Raw genomic sequence first — 17,285 nt, 5'->3', positions numbered from 1 at the left:
CTCGTTCTCGCTTCGCTCGGATTTTCATCGTTTTGCAAACGATTCAATTGGAGCCCGTATGACCCGTAGGCGCCCAGACCCTTCGGCGAATCGGCTTGAGCCCAGTCGATGTTCGTCCAGGTACCACAGCGACACCCGAGGATGGAGACGCTCCGCCGTGCGGAGCGTCTCCGTTAGCCCTTTGCTTTGAAGTCGGCTTTGACCGTTTCATTACCGTTCACGTGACGGGGCCGGGGTTTTTGCGGGGAGAACCCCGCTGCCCGCATAAATTCATAGGTGCGGCCCAGGTACACCGTCTTGCCACACTGTTCGAGCACCCACGTCTGTACGTCTTTACCCGACCACACGATGCCCTGTTCAAAGTCCGCTTGCAATCGAGCAGCAAGCTTCTTGCTGCTGCTCTGCAGTCAACACGCGTGGTGCGCCCCGGTTGTTTTGCCGCCCATCACGCAGCCCCGCCAGACCCAACTCGCGATACCTCGCCATGAGTTCATAGGCGGTGAACTGACTGTACCGGGTGATGTGCAAGACCTCGCTCGGCCGCCGCCCTTCGGCGAGCAGCGCGAAGAATTGCGCCCTGCACCGTTCCACGGCACAGGTGCTCGCGGTGTACACCTGCCAGAAGTCTTCGGCATCGTGCGCCAGGGGGGCCGTCAAGCGTGTCTGTTTAATGCCCTCATTCCTATAGCTTTTTATTCGAAGCCATCATCACCTCCACTCCAAGTGAACGCCTCCCTCTCCCAACATTCCTCTGAATCAGATCACTAAGGCAACATAACCCAAACATAAGCTCAACACCGCCCCAAACGGTGTTTATCCCGCGATCCTGCACCAACTACGGCGAACACCATCCAGTACAGTGAATCCCCTGATGCCCAGTCCTGTTCAACTGCTCACTCGCCTCGATGCGCTGGCCTCCAGTCTACGGGAGCGTGAGGACGCTCTTGCGCTGCTGGCGCTTGGTTCTGTTGGCCTGGAGACCCATCGCCTTGATCAACATTCCGATCTGGACTTTTTTGTTCTGGTCGCCCCTGGAGCCAAGCCAAAGTATCTGGCCGCCCTGGATTGGCTGGAACACGCGCACCCTGTCGCTTTCAGCTTTTACAACACGCCAGATGGGTGCAAACTCCTGTTTGACGACGGAATTTTTGCCGAGTACGCCGTCTTTGAACTGAGCGAACTGCCCCACATTGCCTACACCGCGGGGCGGGTGGTCTGGAAAAGAGAGGATGTTCCCAACCTGTCGGCGTCCTCCTGTGTTCGGGCCACGTCCCCAGCGCCCTCGCCGGAGTGGCACACCAACGAGGCGCTGACCAACCTCCTGGTGGGCCTGCACCGGGAAGCACGGGGAGAACGGCTGACCGCCACCCGCTTTATCCAGAGCTACGCCGTTGACCGGGTCTTGGCACTGGCTGCGCTGCACGGTGCCGAACAGGGCGGCGCCGATCCCTTTATGCCAGAGCGACGCTTTGAGGGCCGTTTTCCCGAAATGGCTGCCCGCCTGCCGGGGATGATGCAGGGCTACCAGAACAATGAGGCTTCAGCCCTCTGCATCCTGACCTGGCTGGAAGACCATGCCAGCGTTCACCCACGCTTGGCTGCAGAGATTCGCCAGTTGTGTCGGCAGCAATCCTGAGTCCAGAGAGGTTGTTGCAAGTTGTTGGAGACTGAGGTCCGGCGGAGGTTCCTAAAGGCAGGCGGCCTGAATCCCCGCTGTTGCCGCTCTTGTCGCTATGTGGGGCGATGGGACTGCTCGGCCAAATTGTTGCACCGGGCGGTCGAGATGACTTGAACGTTCTCCACGGGGTGGGGCACGGGAAGTTCCCGAATGGCTACACCATTGAAATTGCAACACTACAGTGGAGGCTTAGTTCGGGATGGCGGGTTATTCCTCGAAAGCCACCGGCGACCGGTAGCCCAGGGATGAGTGACAGCGAGTCACGGTTGTAGAAAATTTCAATCCACTCGAACACCTCTGTCCTCGTCTGGGCGCGATTTCTTCGCGCCCTGCTCAGTTCCAACTCCGTTTTAAGCGTCGCGAAAAAGCTCTCCTGCACGCTGTTGTCCCAACAGTCCCCCTTCCGACTCATGCTCTGTACGGCCTCCAGGCGCTGCAAGGCCTGCCGGTACGCTGCACTGGCGTATTGGCTGCCCCTATTCGAGTGGTGTAGCAGACCCGCTCCTGGTCTGCGTCGATGCAGGGCCCTCTGTAGGGCCGCCGCGACCAACACGGTTTCCAGGCGTTCATGCATAGCCCACCCCACAATTTTTCGCGAGTACAGATCCATGACTGTCGCCAGGTAGAGCCAGCCATCCGTACACGGCAGATACGTGATGTCCGTAACCCATTTCTGGTTGGGAGCAGAGGCCTGAAACTCACGGTTCAGGATGTTCTCGGCCACCGAAGAGGAATGCTTCGATTGCGTCGTGGTACGGAATTTCCGCTTACAGCGAACCCTGAGGTTCGCTGAACCCATCAGCCGCCCAATTCGGCGGCGACTGACCTGCAGCCCGTCCTCTTCCGCAAGGTCGGCCTTGAGCCGCAGGGTGCCATAGGTTCCCCGGCTCCGGGCAAAGCAGAACCCCATTTTGTCAGTCAGCATGGCATCCTCCTGACACCGCGTACTGTTCGGCCTTCCCCGCCAGGCGTAATACCCGCTCAGACTGACTTCCAAGACCTGGCACATCCGGTCGACCGCGAACTCGTGCCGGTGGTCAGAAATGAACTGGAAGGTCAGGACTGTTTGGCGAAGAAGCCAAGCGCCTTTTTTAAGATATCCCGCTCCTGGCGGGTGATTTCCAGTTCCCGTTCGAGCGCTTTTAAGCAAACTTCTTGGGCACTGAGCGCAGCGTTGCCGCGCCCAGTGAATGCTGGGCGTCCAGCTTGGTTCTGCTGCTCGTGCTGCTGTCGCCAGCGAACGACGTAGTGAGGGGGAAGCCCGAGGGCGCGCGCGCCCTCGGCACAGCGCTAACCGGTCGTTTTAACGAGCTGAACGGCTTCCCACTTGAATTCGGGGGAATAGATTTCTCGCTGTTTGGGCATGATGACCTCTAGTGTCGGTCATCCCTAATTCTCCCTCCACCAAACCGTAGCAACTTCACTCCGCCAGCTGACCCGCTGCACGGAATCAACGGAAGAGCCAAAACCGGGTCACCCTCAGGTCAGATTCTGCTAGCGAATTCCTAGGATAGCGCGCACAACGAGAAATGCTGCGTCCCACCGCAATTCCAGAGATTCCAGCGGCTACCGCATGCATTGCCCGCACTGCATTTCCCAAAGGTACGTCCTTTCTCCGCCTGCGCGACGAACTCGGCATCCTGTTCACCGAACAGGATTTCGCCCAGTTTATCCCCAACGCGGCAGACTGCGGCTACCCCGTGGCAGTTGGTGCTAATCACAGACGACTCGACCTTATCTTGCCAATGATGGGGAAGAGAGGCTGCCGCCGTCTGGCCCGCGCACAGCGGCTTCGGTGGGGCGTTGGTCTGCCCATTTCTCTCACTGGTGCCTGCTGGTCGTCCAGGGGGGCGCCGGCTGCATCTCCGGTTCCGGTTGACTTTACTTTACGGGCGGGAGTATACCTGACCGGTACATCATCACAATTGCTCCACAAGTGCCGCCAGTCCGCGATTTCTCTGCTTCACCCGCAGGAGGTACGCCTATGAACCGGACGCTGATTCCCCTCTCGCTGCTCTTACTCGCCGGTCTCGCCGGTGCCCAGAAGACCACCCTGACCATCGAGAGCTGGCGCAACGACGACCTCAAGGTCTGGCGTGACTCGATCATCCCGGCCTTCGAGAAACAGAACCCGGACATCCGCGTGGTCTTCTCTCCCAGCGCCCCGGCCGAATACAACGCCGTGCTGGACGCCAAGCTGAAAGCGGGCACCGCCGGCGACCTGATTACCTGCCGGCCCTTCGACAAAAGCCTGGAGCTGTTCGCGGCAAAGCGTCTGACCAGCCTGAACGGCCTCCCTGGGCTGAACAACTTCGACGCGGTGGCCAAGGCCGCCTGGTCGACCGACGACGGCAAGACGACCTTCTGCATTCCGATGGCGTCGGTGATCCACGGGTTTATCTACAACAAGACTGCTTTTAAGGAACTCGGCCTGAGCGTGCCCACCACCGAGGCGCAGTTTCTGTCGGCCATGACCAAGATCAAGGCCAGCGGCAAGTACGAACCACTCGTCATGGGCACCAAGGATCAGTGGGAGTCCGCGACCATGGGCTACCAGAACATCGGGCCGACGCTCTGGAACGGTGAGACCGGGCGTAAGGGACTGCTCTCGGGCGCGGCCCAGTACAACAAAGGCGGCTTCCTGCAGGCCTTCCAGGCGCTGGAACGCTGGAAGCCCTTCCTACCGCGCGGCTACCAAGCGCTGGCCTACCCGGACGCCCAGAATATGTTCGCGCAGGGGCGCGGCGCCGTCTATCCGGCGGGCAGCTGGGACATCGGCACCTTCCGGCAGATGAACCCCAAGCTGGAGATCGGGGCCTTCGCGCCCTACTCGGTCGCCGGCAAGAAGTGCGTCATCGACGACCATCCCGACATCGGCCTGGGCATCAACGCCGCCAGCAAGAACCAGGCGGCGGCCAGAACCTTCCTGACCTGGGTCGCCTCGGACTCGTTTGCCACCCTGTACGCCAACGCGCTGCCGGGCTTCTTCCCGCTGGCGAACGTGAAGTACACGGTGCAAGACCCGGTCGCGCAGGAGTTCTTGAAGTGGCGCTCCCAGTGCGGCAAAAGTTTCCGCAGTTCATACCAGATCCTCTCGCGCAACGCCAACCCCAATAACGAGAACGACCTGTGGAACGTGTCCTCGCAGCTGCTGAACGGCACCATGACCCCGCAGGCGGCCGGCGACATGGTGCAGAAGAACCTGGCGAGCTGGTACGCCCCGCAGAAAGGGAAGTAAATCCGTACTCCGACAGGCCCAGTCCGGTACATGTCGGGCCGGGCCTGAGCGTTATCCGGCAGCAATCTCAAATGACGACTGATACGAGTTTTTAGCACTTCCCCCCTCGTGGGGGAGGGTGGGACTCGCAGAGCTGCATAGCAGAGGGGGGTGCAGGCATGGCGTCCAAGCCAATATTCCTGCGATCCCTGCTCCAGAGGTGCCCTGAATGACCTATCTCACGCGCCGCGCCCGCCGGCCCTTCCCCTGGCACATCGTGGTGTTCCTGGCGCCGGCGGTGCTGATCTACACGGTGGTGATGATCTACCCGATCCTGGCCTCGCTGTGGCTCTCGCTCCAGACGAGGGCGGCGGACGGGCCGGAGCACTTCGCCGGCCTCGCCAACTACCGCCGGCTGCTGGGCAGCGAGCTGTACGCCCAGCCGCTCTGGAACGCGGTGCGCAACAACGTGGTGTTCTTCGCCATCCACATGCTGGCGCAGAACCCGGTGGGCCTGCTGCTGGCGGTGCTGCTCAGCTTCCGGCTGCGCGGCTCGGCGGTGTACCGTACGCTGCTGTTCACGCCCACCGTGCTCTCGGTGGTCATCATCGGCTTCGTCTGGAAACTAATCCTGAATCCGGCCTGGGGCGTGCAGCGCGGCCTGCTGGAGCCGCTGGGCTTGCAGGCCCTCGATCAGCCCTGGCTGGGGTTGCCGGGCACGGCGCTGCCCACCCTGGGATTAATCTCGGTGTGGCAGAACATCGGCATTCCCATGCTGCTGTTCCTGGCCGCGCTGGTACGGATTCCCGACGAGCTGTACGAGGCCGCCCGGCTCGACGGTGCCGGCGGCTGGACGATCTTCCGGCGCATCCAGTTGCCGCTGATCCTGCCCACGGTGGGGATCGTGAGCGTGCTGACCTTCGTGGGCAACTTCAATGCCTTCGACCTGATCTATTCGGTGCAGGGCGCGCTGGCGGGGCCGAACTTCGCCTCGGACATCCTGGGCACGCTATTTTACCGCACCTTCTTCGGATATCAGTTGCAGCCCGGCGACGAATACATGGGCGCGGCGGTGGCCGGGGTGATGCTGACGATCATCCTGGCGGGCCTGCTGCTGTACCTGGTGACAGTACAACGCCGCCTGACGGAGGTGGAGCTGTGACGGCGGGCGGGATCGCGCCGGTCGAGACTACAGTGGCCCCTGTACGCGAAAAGCCCATCGTCGGGCGCGGCACGCAGGTCCTCGCACACCTGGGCCTGATCCTGTTCACGCTGCTCGCCACGCTGCCCACCCTGCTGATCATCATGAATTCCTTCAAGACGCAGCTGAGCATCTTCGGGCAGCCCTTCGCGCTGCCGACCCCCGAGACCTTCACGCTGGAGGGCTACCGCACGGTGGCGACCTCGGCCAATTTCCCGCTGTTCTTCCTGAACAGCCTGCTGGTCACGCTGGGCTCGCTGGCGCTGATCCTCCTGTGCAGCTCGATGGCCGCCTTCGCGCTCAGCGAGTACCGCTTCCGGCTCAACACGCTGACCGGCCTGTACCTGAGCATCGGCATCATGGTGCCGATCCGCCTGGGCACCGTGGGCATCCTGAACCTGATGGTCGATCTGCATCTGGTCAACACCCTCTGGGCGCTGATCCTGGTGTATACGGCGCAGGGCGTTCCGCTGGCGGTCTTCGTGCTGACCTCCTTCATGCGCGGCGTGCCCCGCGATCTGAAGGAAGCCGCGCGCATCGACGGTGCGGGTGAATACCGCATCTACGGCCTGATCCTGCCGCTGATCCGCCCGGCGCTGGGCGCGGTGACGGCCATCTCGATGATTCCCATCTGGAACGACCTGTGGTTCCCGCTGATCCTGGCGCCCGGCGAGAAGACAAAAACCATCGTGCTGGGCGCGAGCATGTTCCTGGGCCAGTTCGTGAACGATTACAATGCGGTGCTCTCGGCGCTGACCCTGGCCATCGTGCCGGTGGTCGTGCTGTACGTGATCTTCTCGCGGCAGCTGGTGAGCGGCATCACCGGCGGGGCGCTGAAGTGAGGCGCGTCGGCCTGATCGGCACTGGGCTGATGGGCACCGTCCACGCGCAGGCTTGGGCACAGCGGCCCGGCGTGCTCTGCGCCGTGTGTGCCCCGGACGACCGTGCCCGCGACTTTGCCGCCCGCTTCGGACTGATCCCCTGCGCCACCCTGGACGACCTCTGGGCCGAGGTGGACGTGGTGGACATCTGCACGCCCACCCCCAGCCATGCCGAGTACGCCGTGCAGGCCGCCCGCGCCGGCAAACACGTCCTCTGCGAGAAACCGCTGGCGCTGACGCTGGAGGACGCCGACCCCATCATCGCCGCGTGTGCCCAGGCTGGCGTGCGGCTGTTCGTCGCCCATGTCCTGCGCTTCTTCCCGCAGTACGCCGCCGCTCAGGCCCAGGTGCACAGTGGCGCCATCGACGACCCCCGTGTGCTGCGTCTGAGCCGGATGTCGTCGCCTCCATCACCCGGAAGCTGGTTGCTGGACGAGGCCCGGAGTGGCGGCGTGCCCCTCGACCTGATGATCCACGACCTCGATTACGCGCGCTGGATCGCGGGGGAGGTGACAAGCGTGTATGCCACAGAGTCCAGGCAAGCGGGGCGGATCACTGTCCACGCCACCCTCTCGCACATCGGCGGAGCCATCAGCCTGATCGAAGGCGGCTGGGCGGCCCCTCCCGGCGTGTTCCGTACCGCGCTGGATATTGCGGGTACGACCGGAGTTATCGAATGGACATCCGACGCCGTGCTGCCTCTACAGGCGCACGGTGCCGTTCCGACCACCGCCGAGCAGGACGGCGCCGCCCTTCCCGACCTGGGCGCCGACGATCCCTACGCCGCCGAGTTGTGGCACGCCTACGACGCCCTGGAGTCCGGCCAGCCTTTCCTGATCGAGCCTGCCGACGCCCGCGCCGCGCTGGCCCTGGCTCTAGCAGTGCGCCGCAGCATCGAATTCGGGCAGCCGGTGGACGGATGACGCCCGTGCGGATCGCGCTGCTGGGTGTCGCTCACGTTCATGCCGAGGGATACGCGGCGTGGCTGACCGGACAGCCCGACGTAGACGTGATCGGCTACGCGGAGGCCGCCCCGCAGTTGGCTGCCGACTTTGCTGATTCCACCGGCCTCCGACTGCTGCCGCTTCCAGACCTGCTCACCGCTCGGCCCCACGGCGTCGTCGTGTGCAGCGAGACCGTCCACCACCGCGCCTACGTCGAAGCCGCTGCCCGTGCTGGCGCCCACGTCCTTTCCGAGAAACCCCTGGCGACCACCCTGGAGGATGCCCAGGCCCTGCTGGACGCCTGCGCTCTGGCAGGAGTGACGCTCCATACGGCGGTTCCCGTTCGCTACTCACCGGCCGTGCGGCACCTGCGGGCCCAGGTGCAGGCGGGCGTGCTGGGCAACGTTCTGGCCTACAGCGGCGTGAACCACTCGGTCAGTCCGGATCACGAACGGGCGTGGTTCAGCGGCCCTGCGCTGGCAGGCGGTGGGGCGGGCATGGATCACATCATCCATCTGGCCGACCTGCTGCACCATTTCGGCGAACGCGTGCAGAGCGTCTACGCCCGCCTGATCCCGGTGCCAGCCTGGACGATTCCCGGCCGTGAGCAGACAGACGCCGCTGGACTGGTCACCTTGAACCTGGAGTCGGGCGCGGTCGCCACCATCGACTGCTCGTGGAGCCGCCCGCGCGCCTATCCGCGCTGGGGCCACCTGAAGCTGGGCGTAGTGGGAACGGCCGGGATGCGCTCGCTGGACGCCTTCGCCGAGCACCTGAGCGTGACGAATGTACAGGGTCGTCGCTGGGCGGGCTATGGCGCGGATCTGAACGGGGCCATGCTGCGCGACTTTCTGACCGTGTGCGGTGGGGGAAAGGCGGCCCTGCTGGCGAGCGGGCAGGACGGGGTGCGGGCGCTGCAGGTCGTGCTGGCCGCCTACGAATCGGAGGGGGTGGGGCGGGCAGTGGTGTTGAGTGCTGAGGCAGGTGCTGCCCGATAAGCGCCCCTGATTGCTACACTCGCTGCACATGCCCAGCGCGCAGGAACGTATCCGGGAGGCCGTCGGGGCTATTCAAGGCTGGCTTGCACACCTCCCCAATCCCGGTGAAGCGGTGGTTCGGCAGGCCATCGTGCTACGGCTGCTGCACGCCAATGGCTTTGATATCTGGAATCCAGCTGAGGTTGTGCCGGAGGAAACTAACGCGACGGGCAACCGCTCGGATTTCCTGATCCGCGCTGGTCGGGGCAAGTTTGCCCTGGAACTCAAGGGCATGAACGTCACGCTAGGGGCTGTCCCCTACCAGCAGGGGTTGTGGCAAGTTGTTCGGGTAGGGTGACGCTGTGCTGAACGGCCAGAAGCTCCCCGGCTACCGTTTTCCTCTTGCCGTGATCGGCTACGCCGCAAACGTTGTACCACCGCTTCACACTCAGCTATCGGGATGTCGAAGAACTGCTGCTGGAACGCGGCATCGTCGTCACGCGTGAATCCATTCGAAGCTGGTACATCAAGTTCAGTGACCTCTTCACCCAGGGCCTCCGCCACCGGGAACCCCGTCGGGGTTCCCGGTGGTACTTGGACGTAACGGCACGTGGACATCGGCGGGGTCACACACTGGCTGTGTCGGGCCGTCGACGAACATGGAGCCGTGCTGGACGTTTTCCTCCAGGAACACCGTGATACTGAAGCCGCCAAATCGTTCCTCCACCGTCTACTGGGGGAACACGCCGTGCCGGAGGTGATTTACACCGACAAGCTGTGGAGTTGTGGTGCAGCCCTTCGCGAATGTCCCGTGCTCCACCCCGTGGAGCACGTTCAGATCATCTCAATCGCCCGCTGCAATAACCTGATTGAGCAATCCCACCGCCCTACACGAAGGCAGGAACATCAGCAGCGAGGGTTCAGGTCACGACGACGGGCACAGGGTTTTCTCAACCTGCATGCCCGGATCACAAATCTTCACCACCCGGCTCGCTCCACCGTTTCCGCTCCCCATCGTAGACATCATCAACGAGCCGCTGTCAAAACGTGGCCAGAAATCGTGTGGCAGGTGGCCTGAAGTTCAGGCCATCTGCTTTTCGGAACCTTCACCGCACCTCGGGCTCCAACAACTTGCCACAACCTCACCGATGGCTGGATGATCGCTTTTGGGACCGCCGGTGGGACCGTGCTTGGCTTTCAGTGCTGAGTGCGGTGCGGATGCTGAACCCGTGAAGCTGACAAAGGCCTCCTGTTGCTCTGGCAGACCAAACTTGCTGGTCTCATAGTGGATTGTCAGCACTGGCCGGTCATCCTTTCTGGCGATCCTAACCCCTGCACGGATCGGCCACTCCCAAAAGCCACCACCGCTTTTTTGATTCACGAGGTGGGACGTGTTTGGTGGTCAGAACTGATGTACCTGCCAAATCTCAAAGCTCACCCGGATGCCAGAGTGGTCGCGCTGTATGCCCGCGATATCTCACAGCTGGCGTTTGTCTAGAGATTCCTCACCCGGAAGCACCTGGGGCGGCACTGAATGGCACCTCGTTCAAATGGTCAGGTCCTGACCGAGCGCTATATCGTTCCCCACGCCGAACGACATATGCCAGTGTGCCACCCACCACTCCTCTCCGTCACGCACGCAGACCAACGTCAGCCGCGCGGGCACCAACTGGCCGTCAGGCATGACCAGGTTCACGTCCTCGGCCCCCCAGCCGGTGTCGCCGCGCTCCACGATCCTTTGCCGCTCCCCAGGCTGCACCCGCACGCCGCCGGCGTGCATTTCCTCAAGTTGCGTGCGCAGCACCTCGCGCACGCGCGGTTCGCCTTCCCACCACTCCTGTGGGTCGGTTCCGATGACGAGCAAGTCAGTGGACGGCCAGAACAGCGTGTCGATCTGTTACTGATCACCCGTGTCGAAGATGCTGTGTATCCGCGTGAAGACGTCGCGCACTCCAGTCATGGCCGTCATGTGAACCTCCCTTTCAAGGGCATCATAAGCTCAAACATGGGGCAGCTCTGGTTTCTTCACACCACGCCCAGAAAAGACACTGGGGCACCCAGAGACTTCACCCCTGGTCTACACGCCCTAGCCCGCCCAAGCTTGGAAAGGAGGCCAATGGTGTTGTCTATCGAACAGGTGCAGAGCCCTCAGCAGCGTGTAAATGCGCTCGGTCTCTTCCGGAAGTACTTGGAGTGGAACGAGGGAGAGCTTGACCGCCAGTACGGCATCAAATGGGACATCCAAGCTACCTTGGAACATGACCGGGTGAGCCTAGGGCAGTTCTTGCCGCCGCAGGGCCGGTTGTTGCTGGCTTCCCTGGAAAATATGCCCATTGGCGTGTTGTCGATGAAGGTACACAGCGACGGCGCAGTCGAACTCAAGCGGATGTATGTGCGCCCCACACATCGAGGTGTGGGCGTAGGTCGCGCCTTGGTGGCCCGAGCCATCGAGGAGGCTCGCCAGGACGGCCGGACCTTGATTCGCCTGGACAGTGCTGGGTACATGCATGAAGCCCATCGGCTGTATCGGCGCCTAGGCTTCCGAAATACGGATTCATATGCCGAGAGCGAGATTCCTGAACCGTTAAGAAGGCACTGGGTTTTCATGGAGCTGCCGCTGAACGCAGAGAACAGCTCTACCCGGTAGCTCTTGGGAAAGGTGACAGCGCAAAGCAGGTGAAGTCTAAGAAACTGCCGATGGTTTGCCGGGATCTTGCTCAGCGAAGCCGTGAAGGGACCATTTCCAACGTTGCAGAAGATTTGGGCGGATCAGGGGTACACCGGCGAATTCAAACGATGGGTCAGCCACGAGCTCAATGTCGATCTCGAAGTCGTGTACCCCTGGTGGCGCCAATTGAAGCGGTACGCACCGGATCTTCTGGAAGCTCAAGGCATTGATCCAAATGCGTTTCGTGTCCTGCCGAGACGCTGGGTGGTGGAGCATTCCTTCGCGTGGATGGGCTGAAACCGCCGATTGGCCAGAGTCTTCGAAATCCTCCCCGAAACCACGGAGGTTTGGTGTTATCTCGCGATGAGCCGCGTCGTCTTGCGTCGCTTGGCAGCGCTCTGATGCATTTCAACCATATTCCGAAACGCGTTCTAACGTGGGCGGCCCATGGCTCACTCTGACCTCGACAGACCTGAAGCCTGCCACCTGGTGTCCCTGGTATCCAGCCTCCAGCGCCCCTCGCCGGGAGAGAGGCTGCTCCGGAGCCACCAGCCGCGGCCTGTTTCAGTGGAATCGTGCTGATTGGGGGCCTCTCAGCCGGACAGGCCGGGGCGGGGACAAGCTACCCAGCACCACTTCCCAGCCTCAGAAACGCTATTTCAGCGCATTCATCGCAATCGTCTTGAGCGCCCCTCCCGCCTTGGCGAAGGCCTCGTTGCAGCCCCTCGCGTTGTAACGCGACATCAGGGCGGCCGGATCGGTGTAGGTCAGCCAGACCTGCCCAGCAGCGTCCTGATACGCCAGGAACTTGACGGGTAGATCAATGGCCACCGTCTGCGCACACTGCATCAGCGCGGTGCCCCCCCTGGGGTTGCCCACCAGCAGCACCTCGGTGGGCCGCAGTTCCAGCCCCACCTTCTGCGCTGCCTGGGCGTGGTTGATGCGCGCCGCGACCGCGAAATCGAGTGCCGCCGCCGCCGCCGCCACACGGTCCAGGGTGGCGCTCACGCTGTAGGGGCTGGGCATGCTGATCAGGCCACTGCCTACGGGTCCGGCCCCCCCGGCAGAAGCGAGGCCCAGGCTGGCGGTCAGGGTGGCGGCGCTGAAAAAGGTCAGAAATCGGTTCACGGAATCTCCTTGTCATGGCTGGCATCGGCGGGCCGACCCCCACGCTACGGTCAAAGAGAGGGTCATGGTTTCATACTGCCTTGTCTTTTTGCCTACAGCCGCGTCCGGACTTCCCACAGTTCGGGGAACAGCACCACGCTCAGCACGCCGCGCAGGTAGCCCGCGCCGCTGGTGCCGCCAGAACCGGGCTTGAAGCCGATGGTGCGCTCCACGGTGGTCAGGTGGTTGAAGCGCCAGCGCCGGAAGTTATCCTCCACGTCCAGCAGTTTCTCGGCCAGTTCGTACAGGTCCCAGTACGTTTCGGGGTCGCGGTAGACGGTCAGCCACGATTCCAACACCGTCTCGTTCAGCACGGGAGGCTGGGTCAGGTCCCGCCCCAGCACCTCGTCTGGCACCGCCAGCCCGCGCTCGGCCAGCAGCCGCAGCGCCAGATCGTAGACGCTGGGCGCGTGTAACACGGCTTCCAGTGGACCGTGCAGGTCCGGGCGGTGTTCGTGAGGGCGCAGCAGCACAGCGCGGCGGTTGCCCAGCAGGAACTCCACCATGCGGTAACTGGCCGACTGGAAGCCTGACGCCTGCCCGAAGGCGTGGCGGAACTGCAGATAATCAGCGGGGGTCATGGTCTTGAGTACTTCCCAGGCGTTGGTCAGCTGCTCCTGGGCGCGGACCACGCGGGTCAGCATCTTTAGCGGCGTATCGGTAATGCCGCCTTCGAGCAGGCGCATCGCCGCCCTGAGTTCGCGGACAACCAGTTCCAGCCACACCTCCGAGACGTGGTGGACGGTGATGAATAGGTGTTCGTCATGCGCCCCGGTGATGGGCTGGTGTGCGGACTTCAGGGTATCCAGCCGCAGGTAATCGCCGTAGCTGAGGCTGTGGGAGAAATCGGTGTACGCGCGTTCTGGAGCGTTCTGATCGGTCATGCCGGCCCGGCCTCCTCCAGCACGCCCCGGATACCCTGTACGGCCCGCCACACGTCCGCGTGCGAGTGGTACAGCGGCGTGAAGCCGAAGCGCAGGATATCCGGCGTACGGAAATCGCCCAGGATGCCGCGTTCGATCAGCTGCTGCATGACCTCGCGCGCCTGCGGATGCTGGTAGGAGACCTGACTGCCCCGCTCATCATGATTGTGGGGGGTCACCAGCGTCAGCGGGTGCCTCGCGGCCAGCGGCGTCATCAGTTCGATGAAGGTGTCGGTCAGCGACAGCGACTTGGCCCGCAGCTGCCCCAGGTCCACGTCCGCAAAGACGTCGAGCGCCGCGTCCAGCGCGCTCAGACTCAGGACCGCGGGTGTGCCGACCACGTAGCGCCGCGCGCCGGGGGCCGGGGTGAACTCACGGGCCATCTCGAAAGGATCGGCGTGGCCCATCCAGCCGCTCAGAAAGGCCCGGGCCGAGTCCTGATGCCGCGCGGCGACGAACAGAAAGCTGGGGGCGCCGGGGCCGCCGTTGAGGAACTTGTAGCCGCAGCCCACCGCGAAATCTGCGCCCGCCCCGTTCAGGTCCACCGGAAACGCCCCGGCAGAGTGCGCCAGGTCCCAGATGGTCAGGATGCCCTGCCTACGGGCCGCGGCGGTCAGGCCCGCCAGATCCAGCTTGCGGCCCGTGCGGTAGTCCACCTCGGTCAGCAGGGTCAGCGCAACCTCATCGGTCAGATGCGCTTCCAGTTCATCCCCTGGCACGGTCCGCAGTTCATACCGCCCGCCCAGCAGGGCATTCAGCCCCTGGGCCATGTACAGGTCCGTGGGAAAATTGTCGGCTTCGGTCAGAATCACGCGGCGACCTGGGGGGGCCATGTGCAGCGCAGCGGCCAGCAGCTTGAAGATGTTGACGCTGGTGCTGTCTCCCACCGCGACCTCGTGGGCGTGCGCGCCGATCAGCGGGGCAATCTTGGCGGCCACGCGGTCCGGCAGGTTCATCCAGTCCTGGGCGGCCTCAGCGCCCACCGAGGTGCTGCCGTTGGCCATCCACGAGCGGATCAGCTGCTCCCCCCACTGCTCCCCGGCAACGTGTGCGAGGCGGGCAGGCACGCTCAGCGGCAACGCGCCCAGGCTGTTGCCGTCCAGGTAGACCACGCCCTGCGGCAGCTTGAACTCCTGGCGTTTGTGGGCCAGCGGATCGCGGGCGTCTTTTTCCTGCAACTGGCTCAGGGTGGAATCGGCAAACAGGCGGTCAAATACGGTCATGGTGGAACCTCGCAGAAGAGATGAGGGGCTGCCCCCAGACACAGGGACACACAAAGGCGACGGTTTTATGTTCCCAGCGGGCGGCCCAGCCTGGCGCGCCACCATGCCCGCAGCGCGTGGGCAATGGCGTTGGCCCCGGAGCGGCGCCAGGGATGCAGACGGCCGCTGGTCATGGCCCGGAGTATAGGCGGTGGCCTAGGTCTGCTCCGCGTTCCCCGCCCACAATCCCGCCCCGATCAATCCGGCGTCCGCGCCCAGCTCGGCGTGAACGACCTCAGATTGATAGCGCGCCGGGAAGTGTTCCAGGCTGTCACGCACCCGCTCCAGGTACCCGGTCCGCAGGCCCACGCTGCCGCCCAGCGCCACACGCGTCACCCCCAGCAGCGCCGCCACATCCGCTATTTTCCAGGCGATCAGCGCGGCAGACCGGCGGTAGGCCTCGTCGGCCGGCGCATGCCCAGTCTCCGCAGCGTCGGCCAGCGCGCGTGTGTCGGCCAGACCCAGCGCCAGCGCCTGGGCGCCCAGCGCCGTGCCGCTCGTCTCAAATTCCAGCGGGCCCAGTTCACCCAGCGGGGCCACCCCCACCCCACGCCTCCACAGCGCAGGCACGCTCACAAAGCCCAGCTCGGCATCCAGACCGTTGCCGGCCAGGTGCAGCCGCCCGCCCAGCACCAGGCCGGCCCCCACCCCGGTGCTGACGGTGACGAACATGAATTCGCTGGCCCCCTGTCCAGTGCCCGCCGCGAATTCACCCCAGGCGGCGGCGCGGGCATCGTTCAGCGCCGTGCAGCGCAGGGTCAGCCCCGCCCCGATTCTCTGGGCCAGCGGAATATCGGTCCAGCCAGGAAAGGTATGCGTGGCGGTGGCGGTCACGTTCCCGGCGGCCACCGCCCCCGCGCAGGCGACGCCCACGGCGGCGGCGGACGCGGCAAAAGGCGCGGCCAGGGCCAGGGCCGCGCCGATCACCGCGTCCGGCACGCTGGGTTTGGGCGTGCGGACCTCGGCGCGCCGGGTGATGCGCCCCCCTTCCATCAGCGCGGCGCGCATGGACGTTCCGCCGATGTCAAGGGCCAGCAGGGCAGAGGCAGTGGGCATGAGGAATTACAGCACGGCGGCCCGGAAGCTGCACCGCGTCGTCTACGAATTGGGCAAACCCCTTTGCAAAACACAGTATGCTGGAGTCACCCCATTCGGCGGAAGTCTCTGCTGAATGCCCCACTTTCCCAACAGGAGCGCGCCCCATGCAGATCGGAATTGACAGCTTTGCCGCCGTGGTTTCGGACCCCCAGACCGGCGAGACGCTGGCCGCCACGGACCGCCTGAACAACCTGCTTGAAGAGATCGAGACGGCGGACCGCGCCGGAATCGACGTTTTCGGCATTGGTGAACACCACCGCCCCGAATACCTGGATTCCGCGCCTGCCCTGATCCTGGCGGCGGCGGCGGCCAGAACGCAGCGCATCCGTCTGACCAGCGCCGTGACCGTCCTGAGCGCCAGTGATCCGGTGCGGGTCTTTCAGGAGTTCGCGACGCTGGACCTGCTGTCGCGCGGGCGGGCCGAGCTGGTGGTGGGCCGGGGCTCCTTTGTGGAGGCCTACCCGCTGTTTGGTCTGGCGCTGGAAGACTACGACGCGCTGTTTGCCGAGAAACTGGAACTGCTGCTCCAGATCAGGGACACGCCCAACGTCCACTGGTCCGGGCAGCACCGCCCCGCACTGACCGGACAGGGCATCTACCCCCGCCCATTGCAGGCGAAGCTGCCCGTCTGGCTGGGTGCGGGCGGCACCCCCGCCTCATTCGTCCGGGCGGGCACGCTGGGGCTGCCGCTGATGGTGGCGATCATCGGCGGCGACTTCCGGCAGTTCCGGCCCCTGATCGACCTGTACCGCCGCGCCGGGCAGCAGGCCGGTTTCGCCCCCGAACAGCTGCAGGTGGGTGTCCACGCCTTCGGCTTCGTGGGCGAGACCCCTGAGGCGGCCAGAGACGCCTTCTGGCCAGGCCACCAGCGGCTGTTCTCGGCCCTCGGCCAGGAGCGGGGCTGGCGGCCGCCCACGCGTGAGCAGTTCGACGCGGCGTGTGGGCCGACCGGCGCGTACCTGATCGGCGACGCGCAGACCGTGGCGCAGAAAGTCGCTTACGTCAACGGGGCGCTGGGCGGCCTTTCGCGTCTGACCTTCCAGATGACCAACGTGCTGTTGCCCCACCAGGACATGCTGCGCGGCATCGAACTGCTGGGCACCCAGGTGGCCCCCAGGGTCCGCGAGGGGCTGGCCGCCGCGCGCCCCTGAAGCAATCTGGGTGCGGCCCATGTTCAGCCCTACCGCCCGCTGTGGACGGCGCGTGGCAGATGCTAGGCTCGGTCTGTTTTTATGGCCGGGCCGACGTGACGGCACGTCCGGCCCGCCC

The 17,285-nt window shown here is 64.2% G+C and carries 17 protein-coding genes and 3 pseudogenes; 11 read left to right on the top strand and 9 right to left on the bottom strand.

Translation table 11 applies throughout. The features are described from left to right. Positions 1–173 precede the first annotated feature (173 nt). Together IEY31_RS19075 and IEY31_RS13625 are read right to left on the bottom strand one after the other, a co-directional pair. Positions 174–347, bottom strand: coding sequence for a helix-turn-helix domain-containing protein (locus tag IEY31_RS19075; protein ID WP_373289168.1), 174 nt, complete (start codon positions 345–347; stop codon positions 174–176). 10 nt (positions 348–357) lie between these two features. Next, the gene (locus IEY31_RS13625; protein WP_188972903.1) at positions 358–657 is read right to left on the bottom strand and encodes a helix-turn-helix domain-containing protein; all 300 of its coding nucleotides are present in this window, start codon (positions 655–657) and stop codon (positions 358–360) included. Between the two features lie 214 nt (positions 658–871). Between IEY31_RS13625 and IEY31_RS13620 the strand changes: the two genes are divergently transcribed. Next, entirely contained in the window at positions 872–1,636 is a 765-nt protein-coding gene (locus IEY31_RS13620) for a hypothetical protein (protein ID WP_188972901.1), read from the top strand. 98 nt (positions 1,637–1,734) lie between these two features. Here IEY31_RS13620 and IEY31_RS18705 read toward each other — a convergent pair. Further along, positions 1,735–1,833: pseudogene (locus tag IEY31_RS18705) on the bottom strand (IS6 family transposase); the annotation flags it as partial. 52 nt (positions 1,834–1,885) lie between these two features. Next, a pseudogene (locus tag IEY31_RS13615) lies at positions 1,886–3,043 on the bottom strand (IS3 family transposase). A 619-nt stretch (positions 3,044–3,662) separates the two neighbouring features. Here IEY31_RS13615 and IEY31_RS13610 point away from each other — a divergent pair. From IEY31_RS13610 to IEY31_RS13580, 7 genes and pseudogenes are all read left to right on the top strand, one after another. After that, on the top strand, positions 3,663–4,916 hold the full coding sequence (locus IEY31_RS13610) for an ABC transporter substrate-binding protein (RefSeq protein ID WP_188972897.1): 1,254 nt from the start codon (positions 3,663–3,665) through the stop codon (positions 4,914–4,916). A gap of 208 nt (positions 4,917–5,124) precedes the next feature. Beyond that, positions 5,125–6,057 (top strand): carbohydrate ABC transporter permease, encoded by a 933-nt coding sequence (locus IEY31_RS13605; RefSeq protein ID WP_188972895.1) that lies wholly within the window; start codon positions 5,125–5,127, stop codon positions 6,055–6,057. Beyond that, entirely contained in the window at positions 6,054–6,938 is an 885-nt protein-coding gene (locus tag IEY31_RS13600; protein ID WP_229723614.1) for a carbohydrate ABC transporter permease, read from the top strand. The genes IEY31_RS13605 and IEY31_RS13600 overlap by 4 nt, the downstream gene beginning before the upstream one ends. Next, positions 6,935–7,900: a Gfo/Idh/MocA family protein gene (locus IEY31_RS13595; protein ID WP_229723613.1), complete on the top strand. Its 966-nt coding sequence runs from the start codon at positions 6,935–6,937 to the stop codon at positions 7,898–7,900. Before IEY31_RS13600 ends, IEY31_RS13595 begins: the two co-directional genes overlap by 4 nt. Beyond that, positions 7,897–8,919 (top strand): Gfo/Idh/MocA family protein, encoded by a 1,023-nt coding sequence (locus IEY31_RS13590; protein ID WP_188972893.1) that lies wholly within the window; start codon positions 7,897–7,899, stop codon positions 8,917–8,919. Before IEY31_RS13595 ends, IEY31_RS13590 begins: the two co-directional genes overlap by 4 nt. A gap of 28 nt (positions 8,920–8,947) precedes the next feature. Further along, entirely contained in the window at positions 8,948–9,256 is a 309-nt protein-coding gene (locus IEY31_RS13585; RefSeq protein ID WP_229723612.1) for a hypothetical protein, read from the top strand. Between the two features lie 7 nt (positions 9,257–9,263). Next, positions 9,264–9,976, top strand: a pseudogene (locus tag IEY31_RS13580) (IS6 family transposase). 468 nt (positions 9,977–10,444) lie between these two features. Here the strand turns inward: IEY31_RS13580 and IEY31_RS13575 are convergent. Continuing rightward, positions 10,445–10,762, bottom strand: coding sequence for a nuclear transport factor 2 family protein (locus tag IEY31_RS13575; RefSeq protein WP_229723610.1), 318 nt, complete (start codon positions 10,760–10,762; stop codon positions 10,445–10,447). Positions 10,763–11,017: 255 nt separating this feature from the next. Here IEY31_RS13575 and IEY31_RS13570 point away from each other — a divergent pair, with 255 nt between their 5' ends. Both IEY31_RS13570 and IEY31_RS13565 read left to right on the top strand, forming a co-directional pair. Beyond that, positions 11,018–11,545 carry a GNAT family N-acetyltransferase gene (locus IEY31_RS13570; RefSeq protein WP_188972891.1) on the top strand — a complete coding sequence of 176 codons (528 nt, stop codon included), beginning with the start codon at positions 11,018–11,020 and terminating at the stop codon, positions 11,543–11,545. A gap of 66 nt (positions 11,546–11,611) precedes the next feature. Beyond that, positions 11,612–11,863, top strand: a complete 252-nt coding sequence (locus tag IEY31_RS13565) for a hypothetical protein (protein ID WP_188972889.1) — start codon at positions 11,612–11,614, stop codon at positions 11,861–11,863. A 357-nt stretch (positions 11,864–12,220) separates the two neighbouring features. On the opposite strand, the gene IEY31_RS13560 is transcribed toward IEY31_RS13565, so the two are convergent. The 4 genes from IEY31_RS13560 to IEY31_RS13545 all read right to left on the bottom strand — a co-directional run bounded on the left by IEY31_RS13560 (position 12,221) and on the right by IEY31_RS13545 (position 15,974). Continuing rightward, a complete protein-coding gene (locus IEY31_RS13560) occupies positions 12,221–12,694 on the bottom strand; it encodes a DUF302 domain-containing protein (RefSeq protein ID WP_229723608.1) in 474 nt (157 codons plus the stop codon). A gap of 92 nt (positions 12,695–12,786) precedes the next feature. Beyond that, the gene (locus tag IEY31_RS13555; protein WP_188972888.1) at positions 12,787–13,617 is read right to left on the bottom strand and encodes a tryptophan 2,3-dioxygenase; all 831 of its coding nucleotides are present in this window, start codon (positions 13,615–13,617) and stop codon (positions 12,787–12,789) included. Further along, entirely contained in the window at positions 13,614–14,879 is a 1,266-nt protein-coding gene (kynU, locus tag IEY31_RS13550; protein ID WP_188972885.1) for a kynureninase, read from the bottom strand. The genes IEY31_RS13555 and kynU overlap by 4 nt, the downstream gene beginning before the upstream one ends. A gap of 195 nt (positions 14,880–15,074) precedes the next feature. Continuing rightward, entirely contained in the window at positions 15,075–15,974 is a 900-nt protein-coding gene (locus tag IEY31_RS13545; RefSeq protein ID WP_188972883.1) for an ROK family protein, read from the bottom strand. A 146-nt stretch (positions 15,975–16,120) separates the two neighbouring features. Here IEY31_RS13545 and IEY31_RS13540 point away from each other — a divergent pair, with 146 nt between their 5' ends. Then, on the top strand, positions 16,121–17,167 hold the full coding sequence (locus tag IEY31_RS13540) for an LLM class flavin-dependent oxidoreductase (protein ID WP_188972881.1): 1,047 nt from the start codon (positions 16,121–16,123) through the stop codon (positions 17,165–17,167). Positions 17,168–17,285: the final 118 nt, after the last annotated feature.

The organism is Deinococcus aerolatus, assembly GCF_014647055.1.
GTDB lineage: Bacteria > Deinococcota > Deinococci > Deinococcales > Deinococcaceae > Deinococcus > Deinococcus aerolatus.
This window is presented reverse-complemented; position numbering and strand designations above follow the sequence as displayed.